A 17,330-nucleotide genomic window follows, 5' to 3' on the forward strand; every position below is an offset into this window, starting at 1 on the left:
CCGCAGGATGCGTAGACCCATGAAGAACAACGGGGTCGCACACCAGCCGCCGCCCTGCCCTGCGATCGCAAGGCGGGCGGCTGCTGGTGTCACGGGTCCTTCAGGGGCGGTTCTTCAGGGGCTGCGGGGCGGAGCGGGTGTGCGGTTCCACGGCATCCGGGACCACGGGAGGGCCAGGTCGGTCTGGTCGGTGATCTCCCGGGGTGTGAGGTGGGTGAGGGGTCGGGCTTCGCGGTGGCGGGCGTACACGGTGTCGATGTAGCGATGGCCGGTGTCGGGCGCGATGAAGAGGACGGTCCGTTCGGGCGTGCGCCCGTGTTCGTGGCGGGCGGCGAGGTAGGAGGCGCCGGTCGACAGGCCCGCGAAGACGGCGTGGCGGCGCAGGAGGTCGACGGTGCCGGACAGGGCGGCGTCGAAGGAGATCCAGTGCAGGGTGTCGTACAGCTCGTGGCAGACGTTCCCGAAGGGGATGGAGCTGCCGATGCCGGCGATGATGATGTCGGGGTCGGAGGTGTGCTGGGCGCCGAAGGTGAGACTGCCGTAGGGCTGGACGCCGACGAGTTCGACGTCGGCGTGGCCGTCGCCCGTCGCGCGCAGATAGCGGGTGAGCGCGCCGGTGGAGGCGCCGGAGCCGACTCCGCCGACGACGGTGAGCCGGTCCGTGCCCGTCTCCGCGCGGACGCGGTCGGCGATCGCACGGTAGCCGAGGTAGTGGATGTCGTCGTGGTACTGGCGCATCCAGTGGTAGTCGGGATGCGCGGTGAGGATGTCGTGGACGCGCTCGACCCGTCGCTTCTGGTCGAGTTTGAGGTCGTCGCAGGGTTCCATCTGTTCGAGCGTGGCCCCGAGTACGGCGAGCTGGGTGCGCAGGGTGTGGTCGACCGTGGTCGAGCCGACGATGTGGCAGTGCATGCCGTGCCGGTGGCAGGCCAGGGCGAGGGCGTACGCGTAGATGCCGCTGGAGCTGTCGAGGAGGGTGTCCCCTCGCCGTACGACCCCGGTGTCGAGGAGATGCCGTACGGCGGCGAGCGCGGAGACCACCTTCATCGTCTCAAAGCGCAGGCAGACGAGCCGTTCGTCGAGGCGTATCAGGTCGGGCCTGCCGATCGCCTCGGCGATGTGCTGGTCCATCGAGGAGCTCCTTGCTGGTGGGGGCGAGAGTCGTGCGGCCCGTGAAGGTCGTGAAGGTGCGGGTGGTGGGGATGCCATGGGCCCTCAGGGCGTGCCTGCACCCCCGTACGCGACGACGCAGATCCCCCGGCGCCGCAGGGTCGAACAGGACGCCCGCCACGGCTCCGCTGTGCGCGATCTGGACGCCCGCCGCTCCGCAACGCCGGGCGACCGTGATGAGGTCGGCGAACTCCGGGTGGTTCAGGCTTCGTTGGCCGCGCCGGGCGCTGGCCGTGGCCACCTTGCCCAGGAGCCGAGCATCACCGGTCTCCGTCGCGCGGCGCAGCAGGGTGCGAAGGCGCTCGAAGTCCCGGAGGTCGGCGTCGGAGACCTCCTGTACGGGCAGGGCCAGGGTGTCGACGGGTGCTCCGCCGCCGAGGGTGCAGCCCACGACGACGAGAGGCGGCAGAGCCGGGCCGAGCACTTCCAGGATCCGGCCCTCCCGCTGGGCGAACAGGACCGGGCGGGCGTCGAGCATCAGCGGATCGCTGGCCCGTTCCGCCCGGACGGCGAGCCGGGCGACGGTGTCGGGGGCCAGGCGCAGCCCGTACGAGTCGGCGACCGCGCGGACGGTCGCGATCACGTCGCTGGTCGAGCTGCCCATGCCCAGTCCCACCGGTACGTCACCGTCCAGCCTCACCTCACCTCCGCAGGAGGGCAGTCCGGCGCGGCGCGCGCACTCCACGCCCGCCAGGGCCGCGGCGTGCGCGGCCTTCGTACGGTCGGCGGGAACGACGGTGACCGCGTCGGCCGGTGTGCCGGGCCGTCGGACGAACTCGGCGCGGCTGCCGGGGCCGGCCATGGGCAGGGTGACCAGGCCCGCGCAGCGGCGCCCGTCGGCGTCGAGGAAGACGCCTTGGAGGAGTTCACCGTGGTGGCAGGGGGCGTGCCCGGTTCCGGTGCCTCCGCCGGCACCCGGGTCGGCTTCGCCGCGCGGAGCGGGTGCGCGACCAGGTGCGGGTGCAGTCGTGGGTGCGGGTCCGGGGGCGAATGCAGGCGTGGGTGTGGATGCGGAGGCGAATACAGGCGTGGGTGTGGATGCGGGGTCGGGTACGGGGGCGGATCGGTGGGTGGCGAGTCGGGTCGGGTGCGTGGTGCGGGTCATGCGCCGTCCGCCGTGCGGTAGCGGTACAGGACCGTCTCGTCGGCGCTGAACTGGGAGAAGGGGAATGGTTCCGCGGACAGGGCGGTCACGCCGGAGCCGAGGAACGCGCGGGCGACGGCGCTGCCGGTCTGCGCGTAGACGATCAGCGGGATGCCACGCGCGCGGCAGCGCTCCAGGATTGTGTCGAACGAGCCGTTGCTCAGGGTCATTCCCGTCGCGACGACCGCCTCGGCCCGGTCGAGGACCTCGTGCATGTCGTCGGTGACGGGATCGCCCCACTGCGTGGTCTTGAGGTTGAGATCGCAGGGCAGGGGTTCGCCGCCCCGGTCGCGGATCGCCGCGACGAGCGGGTTGACCACGCCGATGAGGCCGACCTTCGCGCCGTCCGTAAGGTCGAGCAGACCGGCGATGGCGGCATCGCGGGCCCTCGCCCGGACCTCCGGCGTGCCGGTGGGCAGGGTGACGGGCTCGGCGTCGCCCTCGTCGGCGGCCACCCGGTGCGGGCGGGTGTGGGAGAGATAGGCATCGAGCGCCGCGATCCGCAGGGGACGCGGGGCGTCGCGCAGCAGGAGGTCGAGCGGCGCTCCGGAGAAGTCCCGGCAGATCGACGGGTCGAGCTCGCCGGCTTCGAAGGCACAGCCGCCGAAGGAGCCGCCGAGACGGACCAGGATGTACTGGTTGAGGTAGGTGGTGTCGCCGCCGGCGAGACGGGTGCCGTGGTGGATCCAGAAGACGCTGGTCGCGACGAGTTCGGAGGGGAGCGGGCCGTGTTCGCCCGCCAGGACCGCCGCGACGAGACTGTCGACGGAGGCTGCGGAAGTAGTGGCCGGGGTCGTGGGGGTGGTCGAGGTGGTCGGAGTGGTCCGAGGCATCGGATTCCTGTTCGTCCGGGGCTTGGGGGCGCGTGTCACGAAGCGGTGGGTCGGGGCATCGGGTTCGGCGACGGTGTTCGGAACCGGGTGCCGAGCGGCCCGCGGCAGGTGACCGTCGGACGTCCCAGCGTGTCGGTGGTGAGCTCGGCCTCCACCTCGAACACCTCCGCGAGCCGCTCGGCGGTCAGAACGGCGGCGGGGGTGCCGGAGGCGACGAGGCGGCCGTGGTGCAGGAGCAGCAGCCGGTCGCAGTACCGGGCCGCGAGCGCGAGGTCGTGCAGGGCGACCAGGACCGTCCGGTCGGTGCCGGTCAGCAGCTCCATCAGTTCCAGCTGGTGTTTGACGTCGAGGTGGTTGGTGGGTTCGTCGAGCAGCAGGGCGTACGGCTGCTGTGCGAGCGCCCGAGCGATGTGGGCGCGCTGACGCTCGCCGCCCGACAGCGCCTTCCAGGACCGGTCGGCGAGCGCGGTGAGGCCGACGACGTCGAGGGCCGCGGCGATCACCGCCCGGTCCGTGGTGTCGGGCCCGCGCCAGCGGTCCCGGAAGGGGGTACGTCCCAGGCCCACGACATCGGCGACCCGCAGATCGCTGTCGGCGCCCGAGTCCTGTGCGACGAAGGCGACGTGACGGGCGATCCGGCGCGCGCTCCAGCCCCGTACGGACGCGTCGTCGTACCGGACGGTGCCCGTGTCGGGGGCGCGGAGGCCGGCCAGGCAGCGGAGCAGGGACGACTTCCCGGAGCCGTTGGGGCCGAGCAGTCCGACCGTCTCGCCGGGGGCGATCGCCGCGCTGACCTCCCGTACGACCGGGGTGCCCGCCACCGACCAGCTCAGGTTCTCCGCGGTGATCCTCACAGCTCACCCCGCTTGCGCAGGACCAGGAGGAACAGGGGTACGCCGAGCAGGGCCGTGATCACTCCGACGGGAACCTCGCGGGGCGCGAAGGCGACCCGCGCCAGCGCGTCCGTCCACACGAGGAACACCGCGCCCGCGAGTGCCGCGTACGGCAGCAGCACCCGGTGCAGGGGGCCGACGAGGAACCGCACCCCGTGGGGGACGATCAGCCCGACGAAGCCGATGGCGCCGACGGTGGCCACGGCGACCGCCGTCAGCGCGGCGGTCACCACGAGCAGCAGCGTCCTGGTGTGCCGTACCGCGATGCCGAGGGAGGCGGCGGTGTCGCCGCCGAACGCGAGTCCGTCGAGGGCATTCGAGCACAGCCATGCCACCGCCAGCCCCAGCGGGGTCACGATCGCGCAGACCATGACGGTGTCCCAGCGGGCCGGTGCCATCGAGCCGAGCAGCCAGTGGGTGACGGCCCGCGTGGTGTCCGCGTCCGCCGAGGCCATCAGGACCAGTGAGGTCAGCGCGGTGAGGAGCTGGCCCACGACCACGCCGGTGAGGACGATCCGGACGGAGTCGAGGCCGGTGCGCCGCAGCAGGAGGAGGAGGAGAGCGAAGGCGAGCAGCGCGCCGACGAGCGCACCGCCGGTGACCCCGAGCGCGCTCGCGCCGATCCCGAGGACGACGACGGTGACGGCCCCGGTCGACGCGCCGGAGGAGACGCCCAGCAGATAGGGGTCGGCGAGCGCGTTCCGGGTGACCGCCTGGAGCACCGCTCCGCACACGGCGAGCGAGGCGCCGACCAGCGCGGCCATCAGGACGCGCGGCAGCCGCAGGTCCCAGATGAGCGAGTCCAGCAGCGGGGGGAGCGGCTCCACGTCCAGGCCGAGCCGGGTGCCGAGGGCGCGGGCCAGGTCGGTCCAGCCGATGTCGGCGGTGCCGATGCGTACGGCCGCGGCAAGGGAGGCCGCGAGGGCGGCCGCGGTGAGGAGCAGGAGGGGTCGGCGGGACGGCCCCGCCACCACGGGCCGGGTCGCCGCGAAGGGCTCCCCCACACCATTCGCCGTCACGGGCCGGGCGGCGACGAGGGGTTCCTCCACCACCGGCGCGCGTCCACGGGCCGACGGGAGCAGGAGGTCCGCCGGCTGCCTCCCGGTCAGTGGGTCAGCGGACATGACCGAGGTCCTTCATTCCCTGGGCGAGGAGCCCGAGGGTGTGTACGGAGCGGACCGAGGGGTCGAGTTCGATGCCCGGCACCTGGAGGATCTTGTCGTCGCGGACGGCGGCCAGCCGGGAGATCACCGGGTGGCCGGTCATCGTGGCCCGCTTCTCGGCGGCGCTGTCGCCGGGCCGGCCGCGCTCGGACAGGTCGCCGACGACGATGAAGTCGGGGTCGCGCCGGGCGACTTCCTCCCACGAGACCTCCGGCCAGTCCTCGGCGACGTCGTCGAAGGCGTTCTTCGCGCCGACGATCCGGCTCATCTCGCTGGGGAGGCTCGTCCCGCCGGCCACGTACGGCATGCCGTTGAAGACGGAGTAGAGGTAGACGACGGTCGGCCGGTCGGCGCCCCGGGGCACCTTGGGGGCGTTCTTTCCCGCGCTCGCGACGGCGGCGCGCTGGTCGGCCGCGAGCTTGGCGGCCCGCTCCTCGGCGCCGAAGAGCTTGCCCAGGTTCTCGTAGTCGGAGAAGAGCAGCTCGAAGGGGGTCGTGCCGGGCGGGTTCTGCTCGGGGCAGTCCACGGCGCTGACGAAGGTGGGGACCTTGAGGGCGTCCAGTTCCTCGCGGGTGCCGGCGCGGTCCTCGGTGTAGAGGTCGGTGGAGCCGGCGACGACGAAGTCGGGTGTGGCGGAGCGAAGTTGCTCGCCGGTGGCGATCTTCGGGGCGATGACAGGGACGGTGGCGTAGGCGGCCTCGTACGCGGCGGGGATCTTCGTCTTGAGGTTGGCCGTGCCTGCCATCCGGTCCTGCAAGCCGAGTTCGAGCAGGGTCTCGGTCGAGGTCTGGTCCAGGGCGACGGTCCGCTTCGGGGGCTCGGAGACGGAGAGCTCGCGGCCGCAGCTGGTGACGGAGACGGCCTTCGCGGCGCCGGGGCCGACGGTGGAGCTTTCGCCGGGGCCGACGCGGGAGCCGGTGGCGGGACCGGCGTCGTCGCCGGAGCCTCCGCCGGCCGTGGTGGAACAGCCCGCGGCGGCGAGGGCGAGGGTCAGGGCGATGCCGAGTCGGACGGGGTGGCGCATGGGTTCTCCGGTCTGGGAGGGGCGGGCATGGGTGTTGTCGTGCACCGGGCAGGAGTGCCGCGTTCGAAGGGTACTGTAATGGCAATCATTTTCATTAACGACCCCGGGGGCGGTTCACCGACCCGCTCCCCACGTCCGAGGAGCCACCTCACCGTGTCCACCACACCCCCACCGACCACACTCAAGTCCCCTGCCTCGCGCCCGCGTTCGGTCCTCCGCGACCCCGCGTTCCTGCGACTGTGGGCGGGCACCACCGCCTCGGGCCTGGCGACCTGGGCCCTGCCCTTCGTCCTCGGCCTCGCCGTACTCCACCGCGACCTCGGCGCCGTCGGCCTCGGCCTGGTCCTCGCCGCCCGCACCGCCGGCTTCCTCGCCGCCGTCGCCGTCGGGGGCGTGCTCGCCGACCGCCACTCCCGCCGCGCGGTCGTCTTCTGGTCGGCCCTCGCGGCCGGTGCCGCCGCGCCCCTGCTCGCCGCGGGCCTCGGGCGCTCGCTCGTACTGATGACGGCCGCCGCCGCCCTCGCCGGCGCCGGGCAGGGCGCCTGCCGTCCGGCGTTCCAGGCGCTCACCGCCGAGACCGTCGACCCGGGGCGCCGCCAGCAGGCCAACGCCGCCATGACCATGGCGGTCCGCGGCTCCACACTCGGCGGCCCCGCCCTGACCGCACTCCTCGCGGCCTTTCTCGACGTCCGGACGCTGTTGCTCGGCATCGGGGTGCTGTGGCTGATCGCGGCGTTGGTCCCGGGCGGCGGCGCGGCCGTCGGTACGGCCGGGGACACGGCAGGCGACGCCGAACCCACCGCCCCGCGCCCCGCCGGGTTCCGCGCCGAATTCCTGGAGGGCATACGCGAGGCCCGTCGCCACCCCTGGTTCCTCGCCGGACTCGGTGCCCTCGTCGCCGTCATCGCACTCGGCTATTCCGCCACCAGCGTCGCGCTGCCCCTGATCAGCCGGGACCGCTACGGCACCGAGTGGGTACTGGCCGCGGCGATGACCGCGTACACCGTCGGCGCACTCGGCGGGGCCCTGGTCATCGCCCGCTGGCGACCCCGCTCCCAGGGGTGGGCCGCGTTCGCCGGACTCGGCGCGTACGGCTTCGCACCGCTGAGCCTGATGCTGCCGGTGCACCCGGGCGTGGTCGTCGCCGCGTACGCCGTCGCCGGGATCGGCATCGAGCTGTTCAACGTGCCCTGGTTCACGGCGACTCAGCGCGAGGTCGCCCCGGACAAACTGGCCCGGGTCTCCTCAATGGACTTCCTGGTGTCCTACGGTCTCGCGCCCGTCGGCCTCGCCCTGATCGCACCGGCCATCGACTTCTTCGGAGTCACCCCCGTCCTCGCCGCGTGTGCGGCCGCCTGCTTCCTCGTACCGGCCGCGGCGGCCCTCGTCCCCACGGCCCGCCATTTCGCACGGAGGGCCCCGGCGCCGACGGACTGACGCCGGGGCGCGGGCCAGGGGCACTCCCCCTGGAGGCGGGCCTGGCTCTCTGTCCCTGGAGGCGGGCTGCTCCTTCGTGGTCGTCAAGCGGTACAAGAGTTGGCGGCGGTCGCCGAGGGCGGCGTGGTGGCAGAAGATGACCCTGGTGGCCCGCCTTCCGGCATGGATCCAACGCTCCAAGAACCGGGACGAGATCCTGCGGGCCATCGCGTCCCGCGTCGCCGCCGCCGCACACCTCACCCCGCGCCCCGAGGCTCCGGCCTGGCGGGTGCACGCCCCCGGGCGTAGCGGCGACCGATGGGCTCGGTGCTCAGACCGTGCAGCACGATGCTGACCATGACGGTGATCACCATCACCCGGGAGATGAAGTCACCACCACCGGCGGCGGGCAGTTCGATCGCGGCGAGGAGTCCGAAGACCACCGAGGCGACGCCTCGGGGCCCCATCCAGCCCAGGAACAGCCGGTCGGACAGGGACAGCTCCGTACCGATGAGCGCGAGTATCACGGGCACCACGCGCACCAGGGTGCAGGCGAGGACGGCGTACAGGATGACGGAGAGGTGGAAGCCGTCCCAGAACTCGTCGCTGACCAACTGGCCGAAGAGGAACCACAGGGCGAGCGTCGCCAGCGTGACCAGGTCGTCCGTCATCTTCACGGTGCCCTCGGGGAGATGCCGCATCGCCGGGGCGACGCAGACACCGGCGACGAACGAGGCGACGAAGCCGTTGCCGCCCAGGGCGACGGACAGGGAGTACGCGGCGATGGGCACGCTCAGCACCGCGAGCCTCGCCGCGGAAGGCAGGGTCCAGCCCTTCGCCCAGGACAGGCGCAGCAGCCGTCCGGCCCCGTAGCCGACGAGCGATCCGGCCGCGACGGCCCAGCCCGCCGCGCCGACGGCGTCGAGGAGGGCCGCGGCGTAGTCGTCGCCGGCCGTGTGGTACTCGGCGGCGGCGGCGACGCAGATCAGGAACACCGGCGAGACGATCCCGTCGCTGAGGCCGCCCTCGACGGTGAGCACCTCCCGGAGGCGCGCCGGAATGCGTTTGTCCCGCACGACGGCCGCGGCGGGCGCCAGATCGAGCGGGACGACGACCGTCGCCAGCGCCGCCAGGACCCATCCGGGCTGGTCGGGGAAGAAGGCGAGCGCGGCGAGAAAAGCGGCCCCGAGGGTCAGTGGCAGCGCGGCGCCCAGGAGACGGGCGACGAGGCGCCGCTCCCGTCGGATGGCTCCCGCGGGAACCTCGGTCGCGTCGACGAAGAGCAGCAGGGCGAGGACGACCTCCACCACGCGCTCGAAGCCGGCCATGTCGCCGAAATCGAAGACGAGCGGCGGGTCCGATCCGCTGGTGAGGGCGATGCCCGCCACCATCATGGCGATCGGTGCGGTGATGCTCCACAGCGCGAGCCTGCGCGAGAGGACGCACCAGGTGAACAGAATGCCCGCGATGACGGTGACGGCAAGCAAGACTTCGGCGCTTTCGGAGAGGCCCGGGGCGGTCCGGAGAAGCCCGGAGGGGCCCGGGGAGGCTCGGGGAGCTTCGGAGAGGCTCGGGGAGACGCAGCGTAAGGCGAATGCCACGCCGACGCGTGTGAGCACGCCGGGCAGAATGACCGGCGAATGACAGGCGGTACGTCCCCACCCGGAAGGCACCCTCATGAACCTGCCCGCTTCTGGCCGTCGCGTCCTCGTCAGCGGGGCCTCCCGGGGCCTGGGCCGGGCGGTCGCCCAGGCGTTCGCGGCCAACGGCGACCGGGTCGCCGTCCACTTCGCCTCGCGTGGCGACGACGCCCGCGCCACCCTGGAATCCCTCGACGGAACGGGCCACACACTGGTCGGAGGCGACCTCGCGGACCCGTCGGGGGCAGTGACCGTGGTCGACACGGCGGCGGAGGCGCTCGGCGGGATCGACGTACTGGTCAACAACGCGGCGGTGAACCTACGCCACCCCCTCCCCGAGACCCCGTACGAGGAGTGGGTGGCGGTCTGGCAGCAGCACGTGTCCGTGAACCTGCTCGCCACCGCCCATCTGAGCCATCTGGCGGCCCGACGGATGATCGATCAGGGTACGGGCGGCCGCATCGTGAACATCGGCTCCCGTGGCGCCTTTCGCGGCGAGCCCGACCACCCGGCGTACGGCGCCACCAAGGCCGCCGTCCACGCCCTCGGCCAGTCGCTCGCGGTCTCTCTGGCCCCGTACGGCATCGCCGTCGCCTCGGTGGCGCCCGGGTTCTTCGCCACGGAACGGGTCGCGTCCCGCCTGGAGGGCTCCGAGGGAGCCGCGATCCGCGCCCAGAGCCCCTTCGACCGGGTGGCCGAGCCCGCCGAGATCGCGGCGGCCGTCGTGTGGCTCGCGTCGCCGGCCGCGGAGTGGTCGTCCGGAACGATCCTCGACCTCAACGGAGCATCGCACCTCCGTAGCTGACCGCGACGGCCACCGGGAGGGGCGTCGCCTGAGAGCGGGGTGGTTGTTTCGCGGAGGGAGGGGTAGCCGGGGAAAACAGACAGTTTCGCTCGATTTCCCGACAGGAGGGCCGCGTCATGCGCATCCCGACCGCAGTCGCCTCCGAGCTGGCCGCCGAGGGGTCTCCCGCACTTCTGCTGACTCTGATCGGGGTGGTGGTCGCCGTCCTGCTCATCGCCGCCTTCTGGTGGGGATCCCGGCGTGTGGCCCGCAGACGATCGTCCGCCGCGGTCACACAGCCACCGGCGGCCGAGGTACGGCGGGATTCGTGGTCGACGCCGGAGGACCGGCCGGATCGCTGAGTGCCCACCCGCCCCGCGACATGAGTCGTGAGACTAGGAAGTACGACGCCGACTCGGACTGCGGCGGCCCGGCGAACGTACACAAGATCGTCCACTGAGGGCGTCGCACCCCGTGGACCGCGAGGGAAGGAGCGCACGATGAACGAGCACGAGCGAAGGCACCGCAGGGCAGGTGCCGAGGGCGAGAGCGACGACCGCGAGGCGCGGAACGGCACCCACAAGCCCGTACCGGCCCGCGCGGGCGACACGGATGTGGAGGGCGCGGACGGGCACCGCGCCAAGCGTCAGCGCCCCGGAGTGGGCCGGGAGGAGCAGACCGAGGAACGGTGAACCGACTCCTCGGCCAGGTCCTCCGAGTCGGCGTACGGTGCCGGGAGGGGTGTTTCAGCGCACCGCCACGCGGTCGTGGCCCGTGTCGTGCGCTCGCATCGACTCCGCCCCGAGGCGGCATGGACCTGACCAACGGGTACGCGCTGCGCCCCGGTTTCGTGTACTCCTCCTGCGGCACACGCTCCAAGACGCCGGCCCACCGATGGGGCAGCGCCGTCGCCGGCCTGGTCGCCCCGCCGCTCCGTCTGCTCCGGCTCTCGCCCGTCCTCATGACCAGCACCTCGGAGCTCGGCCATGTCGCACTGCACCTCGCCCGCCACGGCTTCTCCCGCCACGTCCTGGAGAACCGCGACATCGTCTCCGCGGCTGCCACGGCCCGTGAGGATTCCGGGAGGCGAGGACGTCGGCACCCGCGCACGTCGGAGTAGGCCCGCCGGCTCGACGGAAGCGGAAACCGGGCCCTCATCAGGCGACTTCGAAGCCGCCCCCAGGGCATACCCGGGCGATCCCGTGCAACGGGTCACGACTGTCAAGCGCCTGGGCTCCGGAGTGCAGGAAGTAGGCGTTGCCGACGTCGCTCATGTTCACGGCGCCGATCTCACCGTAGTAGACAGCGAGATCGGCGAAGGCCGCGCTTTCCGCCGCGAGCCGGCTCGCGGCGGCCCGGTCGCCCGCCTCTGGCGGGTGGATCGCGTTCTCCCCCGGGCCATAGCCGTACCTCTCCTCGAAGCCGCGGGTCACGGCGTGCAGGGCTGCCGTGACCTCCTCGCGCCAGGCAGGCGGCGAGGGAGGCAGGGGTGAGGGGGGCGGGGTCGTACACATCGCGCATGGCCTCATCCTCACATCGCGGCCCACGGCCCCGGCCGCGGGCCGCATCAGTTGGAGTTGTCCGGGGTTCCGTGCCAGCATCCCCGGGATGCGCATCCTCGCCGACGGCAGCACTCCCGTCTCACGTCTGGTGCTGGGGGACGAACTCGAGACCGACGACGGCTACGCCTTCGAGCCGCTGCGCCCGCTCTTCCTGGCCGCCGGCGACCGGATCCGCTTCGACGGCGACACGCTCGTCGTCGTCACGGCGGGCGGGTTGCGGGTGGAGCCGGTCGGCACATGGTCCACCCGGTGCAGGCGGATGGGCAGCGCCCGCACCTCACGCGCCTGAGTCCGCCTCTCCCGCACCCGGACCCGCACGCACCCTGCACGCCCGAGGTCCGCTCCCCCGCGGGCCCGGCGGACTCAATCGATGCCCTCCTCGTCCAGTCGATCCGCTATCACCTGGTTCGCTCCATGCCGTCCACGCCCTCCCCTCGTTGATCAGCGCATGAAGCAGCTCGGAGAACGTCGTTGGATCTGGTCGCCCATCACCTCCTGGCAGGCCAGACGGCTCTCCAGGGTCACGGGAATGAGCCTCGACGAAGCCTGGGTGAAGATCCGCCTCACCACTCATCCCGAGGAGTCCCACCTCGCGCTCGCCCGTGACCTGCTCACGAGGGTCCTCTTCTCCAAGCGCGCCGGATGAGGTCCGTCAGCCCCTCGGCCCCGGGCCGACGGCGGTCACTCCACCGTCCCCCACCACGCCCCGCCCCGTCCCTCGTCGGCCGCCGGATCACTCGTCGCGCCCTCGCCCAGGGCGAGGCGGGAGACGATGCGGTAGCGGTCGCCCCGGTAGAGGGAGCGGACGTATTCGACCGGCCTGCCGTTCGTGTCCGATGTCGTCCGGTCGAAGAGCAGCGCGGGCGACAGGACGGGGACGTCCAGCAGGGCCGCCTCCTCCTCGCTCAGGACGGTCGGCTCGATCGACTGGACCGCGTGCGCCGTCCGGATACCGTGTTGCTCGCGCAGGTGGGCGTAGAAGCCGCCCTCCATGTCGGCGGCGGTGAGTCCGGGGACCAGGTCGGCCGGGATGTGGAGGTGCTCCAGGGCGATCGGGGCACCGTCGACGTGCCGCAGACGGGTCACGTGCACCAGTTCCGCCGCCGGGGAGACCGCGAGTCGGCGGCCGATCCGCGCACCGGCCCGTACGGTACGGAGTTCGAGCACCGTGCTCGTCCAGCGCCCCCGGCTCCGCGGCGCACCGGCCGTCCGGTGCTCGGCGACCAGTTCCTGGGTGATCTTTTCGGGTGCGACGAACATGCCGCGGCCGTGCTCCCGTACCAGCAGGCCCGTGGCGACGAGTTCGTCGACGGCGGCGCGCAGGGTGGGGCGGGACACGCCGAGGGTGGCGCAGAGGGTGCGCTCGGACGGAATGGCGTCGCCGGGCCGCCGGCCGTCGATCACGCCGAGCAGGTGCTCCCGTACCCGCTCCCGCTTGAGCTCCATCCTGTGCCCTCCCCGCCGTGCCGACCGCTGCGGGTCAGTATGCATCTCCCTCGGTGGAGGAGGTCACGAGGCCGTCGCGGGTGAAGTCCAGGCGGGAGACGATGCGGTAGCGGTCGCCGCGGTAGACGGAGTGGACGTACTCGACGGGGCGGCCCCCGGTGTCGAGGGTGAGGCGTTCGATCAGCAGGGCGGGCGAGAGGACGGGGACGTCCAGGAGGGCCGCCTCGTCCTCGCTGACGACGGTGGGTTCGATCGACTGCGTGGCCTCCTGGACGTGGACGCGGTGGTGCTCCCGCAGGTGGTCGTAGAGGTCGCCCGCCTCGAGTTCCTCGGGGGTGAGCGCGGCGCCCACCAGGTCCGCCGGGATGTGCAGGTGCTCGATGGCCATGGGCGAGCCGTCGACGAGGCGGAGGCGGGCCACGTAGAGGAGTTCGGCGGCGGGTGAGAGGCGGAGCCTGCGGCCGATGCGGGCTCCGGCCCGGATCGTGGCGGACTCCAGGACGGTGCTGGACCACGTGCCGGAGGCGCGGGGGACGGTGAAGGCCGCGTTGTCCGGGGCGAGCCGCTGGGTGATCTTGGCGGGTGCGACGAACATGCCGCGGCCGTGTTCCCTCACCAGGGCGCCGGTGGCGACGAGTTCGTCGACGGCGGCGCGCAGGGTGGGGCGGGAGACGCCGAGGGTGGCGCAGAGGGTGCGCTCGGACGGGATCGGGTCGCCCGGGCCGCCGGCGTCGATCAGGCCCAGCAGATGTTCCCGTACCCGCTCGCGCTTCAGTACTCCGCTGGAGGAGCCGCCCTTCGTGCCGTCCTTCATGCCTCGCCCTTCATGCCGTCCGTCATCCCACGTCCCTCATCTCATGTCCTTCATGCCTCGTCCTGCTGTCCACTCCTGCGTGCCTCGGCGCGCATTCCTCGTCGCGCATGCCCCGTCCTGCATGCCAGTCTCCCTGACTGGTCAACTGGTAAATCCGATACTAGCCGGATCACTTGGCCTACTGCTCGATGAACAACCCATGTTTTTCAAGGGATTGACGGCCACAGCTGTCCGTGCCACCTTCTGGTCACACACCTGACCACTTGACCAATTGGTCAACCACCCTTTGAGGTGCCCGTGAAGACTCGTTCCCTCGCCGGCCCCGTCGCCCTCGCGGCGACCGTCGCCCTCACCGCCACGGCATGCGGCGGAGCGGGCGACCCGGCAGCCTCCGGCGGGCCGGAGAAGGTCACTGTCTGGATCATGAAGGACAGCGTCACCGACGCCTTCCTCACCCGCTTCCGCACCGGTTTCGAGGCGGAGCACAAGGACATCGACCTCGACATCCAGATCCAGGAGTGGGACGGCATCGGCGAGAAGGTCACGGCCGCCCTCGCCAGCAAGGACGCCCCTGACGTCATCGAGGTCGGCAACACCCAGGTCGCGCAGTACGCGGCGAGCGGCGGCGTCCGGGACCTCAGCGCGAAGACGGCGGAACTGAAGGGCGCCGACTGGCTTCCCGGGCTCGCGGAGCCCGGGAAGGTCGACGGCAAGCAGTACGGCATTCCCTGGTACGCGGCCAACCGCGTCGTGATCTACCACAAGGACCTCTTCGCCCGCGCCGGCGTCACCGCTCCCCCGAAGACGCAGGCCGAGTGGCTCGCCGTCACCGCGAAGCTCAACCGGGGCGCGACCCAGGGCATCTATCTGCCCGGCCAGAACTGGTTCACCCTGTCCGGCTTCGTCTGGGAGGCGGGCGGCGACCTCGCGGTGAAGGACGGAGCGGGGTGGAAGGGGTCGCTCGACACCCCGCAGGCCCTCGCCGGCATGGACTACTACCGCCGGCTCCAGGCCCTCGGCAAGGGACCGAAGGACGCCGACGAGGCGAAGCCCCCGCAGGCCGAGGCCTTCGCCAAGGGAGACATCGCGCAGATCATCGCCGTACCCGGCGGCGCGAGGATCGTCGAGGAGATCAACCCCGCGCTCAAGGGCAAGCTCGGCTTCTTCCCCGTGCCCGGCAGGACGGCGGAGAAGCCGGGTGCGGTCTTCACCGGCGGCTCCGACTTCATCGTGCCGGAGGCCTCGACCCATCCCGATGCCGCCTACGAGGTCGTCAAGGCGCTGGCGGGCGACAAGTGGCAGACGGACATGGCGAGAACGATGAGCTACGTCCCCAACCGCACGTCCCTCGCCCGGGTCATCCAGGACGACGAGGGAACGGCCGCCATGGCCGCCGGTGCGGCGCAGGGCCGGGCGACGCCGAACTCGCCGCAGTGGGCGGCCGTCGAGGCCACCAACCCGATCAAGCAGTACATGACGGCCGTGCTCACCGGGACCGACGCCGCGCGGGCGGCCGCGAGCGCGTCGCAGAGCATCACCAAGACCCTCGGCTCGTGAACCGGCCGAACGCGCCGACGAGGCAGCCGGACAAGCTCGTGAGCCGGTCGAACGCGCTGATGAGACGACCGAAGAGGCCGGCGGGAGGACCGGACGGGCGGGCGGGACGGCCGAGCGGTCCGGTGGACCGGCCGAGCGGGCCCGGCCGCCCGGGCCGCCCGCGGCGCGCGGCGCTCTGGCCCTACCTCCTGGTCGCCCCCAGCGTCCTCGGCGGTGTGCTCCTCCTCGGATACCCGCTCGTCCGCAATCTGCTGATCTCCTTCCAGGAGTACGGCATGGGCGAGCTCATCCGCGGCGACGCCGGGTTCGTGGGGTTCCGGAACTACCGGACCGTGCTGGCCGACCCCGAGTTCTGGGAGGTCGTCCGCCGCACCTTCTGGTGGACCCTGGTCAACGTCGTACTGATCATGGTGATCGGCACTCTGGTCGCCCTGATGACGCAGCGGCTCGGCCGCCGGATGCGGATCCTGGTGACGACCGGCCTCGTGCTCGCGTGGGCCAGCCCGGTCATCGCGACCACGACCGTCTTCCAGTGGCTCTTCGCCTCCCGCCTGGGAGTGGTCAACTGGGTGCTCGTCCGGCTCGGGTTCGAGTCCTTCGAGGGCTACTCCTGGCTGGCCGACGGCCCCGCCGCCTTCACGGTCCTGGTCCTGCTGGTGGTCTGGCAGTCGGTGCCCTTCGCCGCCATCACCCTGCATTCCGCGCTGCTGACCGTCCCCGCCGAGCTGTACGAGTCGGCCCGGCTCGACGGCGCCGGAGGCTGGCGGATCTTCCGCTCGGTGACGCTGCCCCTGCTGCGGCCGATCTTCGGACTCGTCCTCTGTCTGGAGGTCATCTGGGTCTTCCGCTGCTTCGCCCAGATCTGGGCCGTGACCAAGGGCGGGCCCGGCGAGGCGACGACCACCCTGCCCGTCTACGCCTACCGGGTGGCCCAGTCGCTGCACCGCTACGACCTGGGGGCGGCCGTCTCCACCCTCACCGTCCTGCTCCTCGTGGCCGTACTCATCGCCTACTTCCGCCAGATGCTCCGACAGGAGGCCGACCGGTGACACCGCGCGCCCTGCGCCGACTCCCCCTGAACACCGCGGCGGCGCTCGTCTTCGTCCTGGCCGTCTTCCCGGTGTACTGGATGGTCCTCACGGCCTTCCGGCCGACCCGGGACATCCAGTCGGAGACGCCGCGGTTCCTGCCCGGGTCCGTCACCCTGGAGCACTTCCGGAACGCCGTGGCCGCCGACGGCTTCTGGATCTTCTGGCGCAACAGTCTGCTGGTGACCGCCGGCTGCGTCCTGCTCGCGCTCGTGGTGGCGCTCGCGGCCGCGTTCGCCGTCGCCCGGATGCGATGGCGCGGCCGGCGGGGCTTCATCCTGATGGTCTTCCTCGCCCAAATGGCGCCCTGGGAGGCGCTGTTGATCCCGATGTACGTGATCGCCCGGGACGCCGACCTGCTCGACCGGCTCGCGACCCTCAGCCTCGTCTACTTCATGATCACGCTGCCCTTCACCATCGTCACCCTCCGTTCGTTCCTGGCCGCCGTCCCGGCCGAGCTCGAGGAGGCCGCGCAGGTCGACGGCTGCACCCGCGCCGCCGCCTTCCGCCGGGTGACGCTCCCCCTGCTCACCCCCGGGCTGCTCGCGACCTCGCTGTTCGGGTTCATCACCGCCTGGAACGAGTTCGCCTTCGCCAACATGCTGATCATCAAGAACCAGGACGACCGCACGCTGCCCGTGTGGCTCTCCTCCTTCTCCAATGTCTTCGGCACCGACTGGGGCGCCACCATGGCCGCCTCCACCCTCTTCGCCCTGCCCGTCCTCGTCCTCTTCCTGGTCCTGCAGGGCCGGGTCGCCGCCGGAATGACCGGCGGAGCCGTGAAGGGATAACGCAC

The 17,330-nt window shown here is 72.2% G+C and carries 20 protein-coding genes; 10 read left to right on the forward strand and 10 right to left on the reverse strand.

Annotated features, from left to right (window positions below; translation table 11 throughout):
- Positions 1 to 114 precede the first annotated feature (114 nt).
- From ACH4MY_RS27210 to ACH4MY_RS27235, 6 genes are all read right to left on the reverse strand, one after another.
- Positions 115 to 1,131, reverse strand: coding sequence for a pyridoxal-phosphate dependent enzyme (locus ACH4MY_RS27210; RefSeq protein WP_398006362.1), 1,017 nt, complete (start codon positions 1,129 to 1,131; stop codon positions 115 to 117).
- Positions 1,052 to 1,972 (reverse strand): GHMP kinase, encoded by a 921-nt coding sequence (locus ACH4MY_RS27215; protein ID WP_398006363.1) that lies wholly within the window; start codon positions 1,970 to 1,972, stop codon positions 1,052 to 1,054. The genes ACH4MY_RS27210 and ACH4MY_RS27215 overlap by 80 nt, the downstream gene beginning before the upstream one ends.
- Positions 1,973 to 2,271: 299 nt before the next feature.
- On the reverse strand, positions 2,272 to 3,147 hold the full coding sequence (locus tag ACH4MY_RS27220; protein WP_398006365.1) for a Rossmann-like domain-containing protein: 876 nt from the start codon (positions 3,145 to 3,147) through the stop codon (positions 2,272 to 2,274).
- Positions 3,148 to 3,182: 35 nt separating this feature from the next.
- Positions 3,183 to 4,001, reverse strand: a complete 819-nt coding sequence (locus ACH4MY_RS27225) for an ABC transporter ATP-binding protein (protein WP_398006366.1) — start codon at positions 3,999 to 4,001, stop codon at positions 3,183 to 3,185.
- On the reverse strand, positions 3,998 to 5,164 hold the full coding sequence (locus tag ACH4MY_RS27230; RefSeq protein WP_398006367.1) for a FecCD family ABC transporter permease: 1,167 nt from the start codon (positions 5,162 to 5,164) through the stop codon (positions 3,998 to 4,000). Before ACH4MY_RS27230 ends, ACH4MY_RS27225 begins: the two co-directional genes overlap by 4 nt.
- The gene (locus tag ACH4MY_RS27235) at positions 5,154 to 6,227 is read right to left on the reverse strand and encodes an ABC transporter substrate-binding protein (RefSeq protein WP_398006368.1); all 1,074 of its coding nucleotides are present in this window, start codon (positions 6,225 to 6,227) and stop codon (positions 5,154 to 5,156) included. Before ACH4MY_RS27235 ends, ACH4MY_RS27230 begins: the two co-directional genes overlap by 11 nt.
- Positions 6,228 to 6,380: 153 nt before the next feature.
- On the opposite strand from ACH4MY_RS27235, the gene ACH4MY_RS27240 reads away from it, so the two are divergent.
- Entirely contained in the window at positions 6,381 to 7,664 is a 1,284-nt protein-coding gene (locus tag ACH4MY_RS27240; protein WP_398006369.1) for an MFS transporter, read from the forward strand.
- Between the two features lie 236 nt (positions 7,665 to 7,900).
- Here ACH4MY_RS27240 and ACH4MY_RS27245 read toward each other — a convergent pair whose 3' ends face one another.
- Complete coding sequence (locus ACH4MY_RS27245) at positions 7,901 to 9,130, reverse strand: cation:proton antiporter (protein WP_398006370.1); 1,230 nt, start codon at positions 9,128 to 9,130, stop codon at positions 7,901 to 7,903.
- A 190-nt stretch (positions 9,131 to 9,320) separates the two neighbouring features.
- On the opposite strand from ACH4MY_RS27245, the gene ACH4MY_RS27250 reads away from it, so the two are divergent.
- The 4 genes from ACH4MY_RS27250 (at position 9,321) to ACH4MY_RS27265 (ending at position 11,187) form a co-directional block, all read left to right on the forward strand.
- On the forward strand, positions 9,321 to 10,088 hold the full coding sequence (locus tag ACH4MY_RS27250) for an SDR family NAD(P)-dependent oxidoreductase (RefSeq protein ID WP_398006371.1): 768 nt from the start codon (positions 9,321 to 9,323) through the stop codon (positions 10,086 to 10,088).
- A 116-nt stretch (positions 10,089 to 10,204) separates the two neighbouring features.
- Positions 10,205 to 10,429, forward strand: coding sequence for a DUF6479 family protein (locus ACH4MY_RS27255; RefSeq protein ID WP_398006372.1), 225 nt, complete (start codon positions 10,205 to 10,207; stop codon positions 10,427 to 10,429).
- Between the two features lie 138 nt (positions 10,430 to 10,567).
- A complete protein-coding gene (locus ACH4MY_RS27260; RefSeq protein WP_398006373.1) occupies positions 10,568 to 10,759 on the forward strand; it encodes a hypothetical protein in 192 nt (63 codons plus the stop codon).
- A 119-nt stretch (positions 10,760 to 10,878) separates the two neighbouring features.
- A complete protein-coding gene (locus ACH4MY_RS27265) occupies positions 10,879 to 11,187 on the forward strand; it encodes a hypothetical protein (protein WP_398006374.1) in 309 nt (102 codons plus the stop codon).
- A gap of 37 nt (positions 11,188 to 11,224) precedes the next feature.
- Here the strand turns inward: ACH4MY_RS27265 and ACH4MY_RS27270 are convergent, their stop codons facing one another.
- Positions 11,225 to 11,500 (reverse strand): hypothetical protein, encoded by a 276-nt coding sequence (locus tag ACH4MY_RS27270; protein WP_398006375.1) that lies wholly within the window; start codon positions 11,498 to 11,500, stop codon positions 11,225 to 11,227.
- A 175-nt stretch (positions 11,501 to 11,675) separates the two neighbouring features.
- On the opposite strand from ACH4MY_RS27270, the gene ACH4MY_RS27275 reads away from it, so the two are divergent.
- Complete coding sequence (locus ACH4MY_RS27275; protein ID WP_398006376.1) at positions 11,676 to 11,918, forward strand: hypothetical protein; 243 nt, start codon at positions 11,676 to 11,678, stop codon at positions 11,916 to 11,918.
- Positions 11,919 to 12,077: 159 nt separating this feature from the next.
- A complete protein-coding gene (locus ACH4MY_RS27280) occupies positions 12,078 to 12,275 on the forward strand; it encodes a hypothetical protein (RefSeq protein ID WP_398006377.1) in 198 nt (65 codons plus the stop codon).
- A gap of 35 nt (positions 12,276 to 12,310) precedes the next feature.
- Here the strand turns inward: ACH4MY_RS27280 and ACH4MY_RS27285 are convergent, their stop codons facing one another.
- Positions 12,311 to 13,075 (reverse strand): GntR family transcriptional regulator, encoded by a 765-nt coding sequence (locus ACH4MY_RS27285; RefSeq protein WP_398006378.1) that lies wholly within the window; start codon positions 13,073 to 13,075, stop codon positions 12,311 to 12,313.
- A gap of 34 nt (positions 13,076 to 13,109) precedes the next feature.
- Complete coding sequence (locus ACH4MY_RS27290) at positions 13,110 to 13,889, reverse strand: GntR family transcriptional regulator (RefSeq protein WP_398006379.1); 780 nt, start codon at positions 13,887 to 13,889, stop codon at positions 13,110 to 13,112.
- Between the two features lie 297 nt (positions 13,890 to 14,186).
- On the opposite strand from ACH4MY_RS27290, the gene ACH4MY_RS27295 reads away from it, so the two are divergent.
- From ACH4MY_RS27295 to ACH4MY_RS27305, 3 genes are read left to right on the forward strand one after another with little or no spacing between them, the layout of a single operon-like run.
- The gene (locus tag ACH4MY_RS27295) at positions 14,187 to 15,446 is read left to right on the forward strand and encodes an extracellular solute-binding protein (protein ID WP_398006381.1); all 1,260 of its coding nucleotides are present in this window, start codon (positions 14,187 to 14,189) and stop codon (positions 15,444 to 15,446) included.
- Between the two features lie 59 nt (positions 15,447 to 15,505).
- Complete coding sequence (locus tag ACH4MY_RS27300) at positions 15,506 to 16,495, forward strand: carbohydrate ABC transporter permease (RefSeq protein WP_398006382.1); 990 nt, start codon at positions 15,506 to 15,508, stop codon at positions 16,493 to 16,495.
- Positions 16,492 to 17,325 carry a carbohydrate ABC transporter permease gene (locus ACH4MY_RS27305; protein WP_398006383.1) on the forward strand — a complete coding sequence of 278 codons (834 nt, stop codon included), beginning with the start codon at positions 16,492 to 16,494 and terminating at the stop codon, positions 17,323 to 17,325. The genes ACH4MY_RS27300 and ACH4MY_RS27305 overlap by 4 nt, the downstream gene beginning before the upstream one ends.
- The last annotated feature ends 5 nt before the right edge of the window (positions 17,326 to 17,330 follow it).

Origin of the sequence: Streptomyces sp. NPDC017246 (genome assembly GCF_044331325.1) — a bacterium.
Taxonomy (GTDB): Bacteria; Actinomycetota; Actinomycetes; order Streptomycetales; family Streptomycetaceae; genus Streptomyces.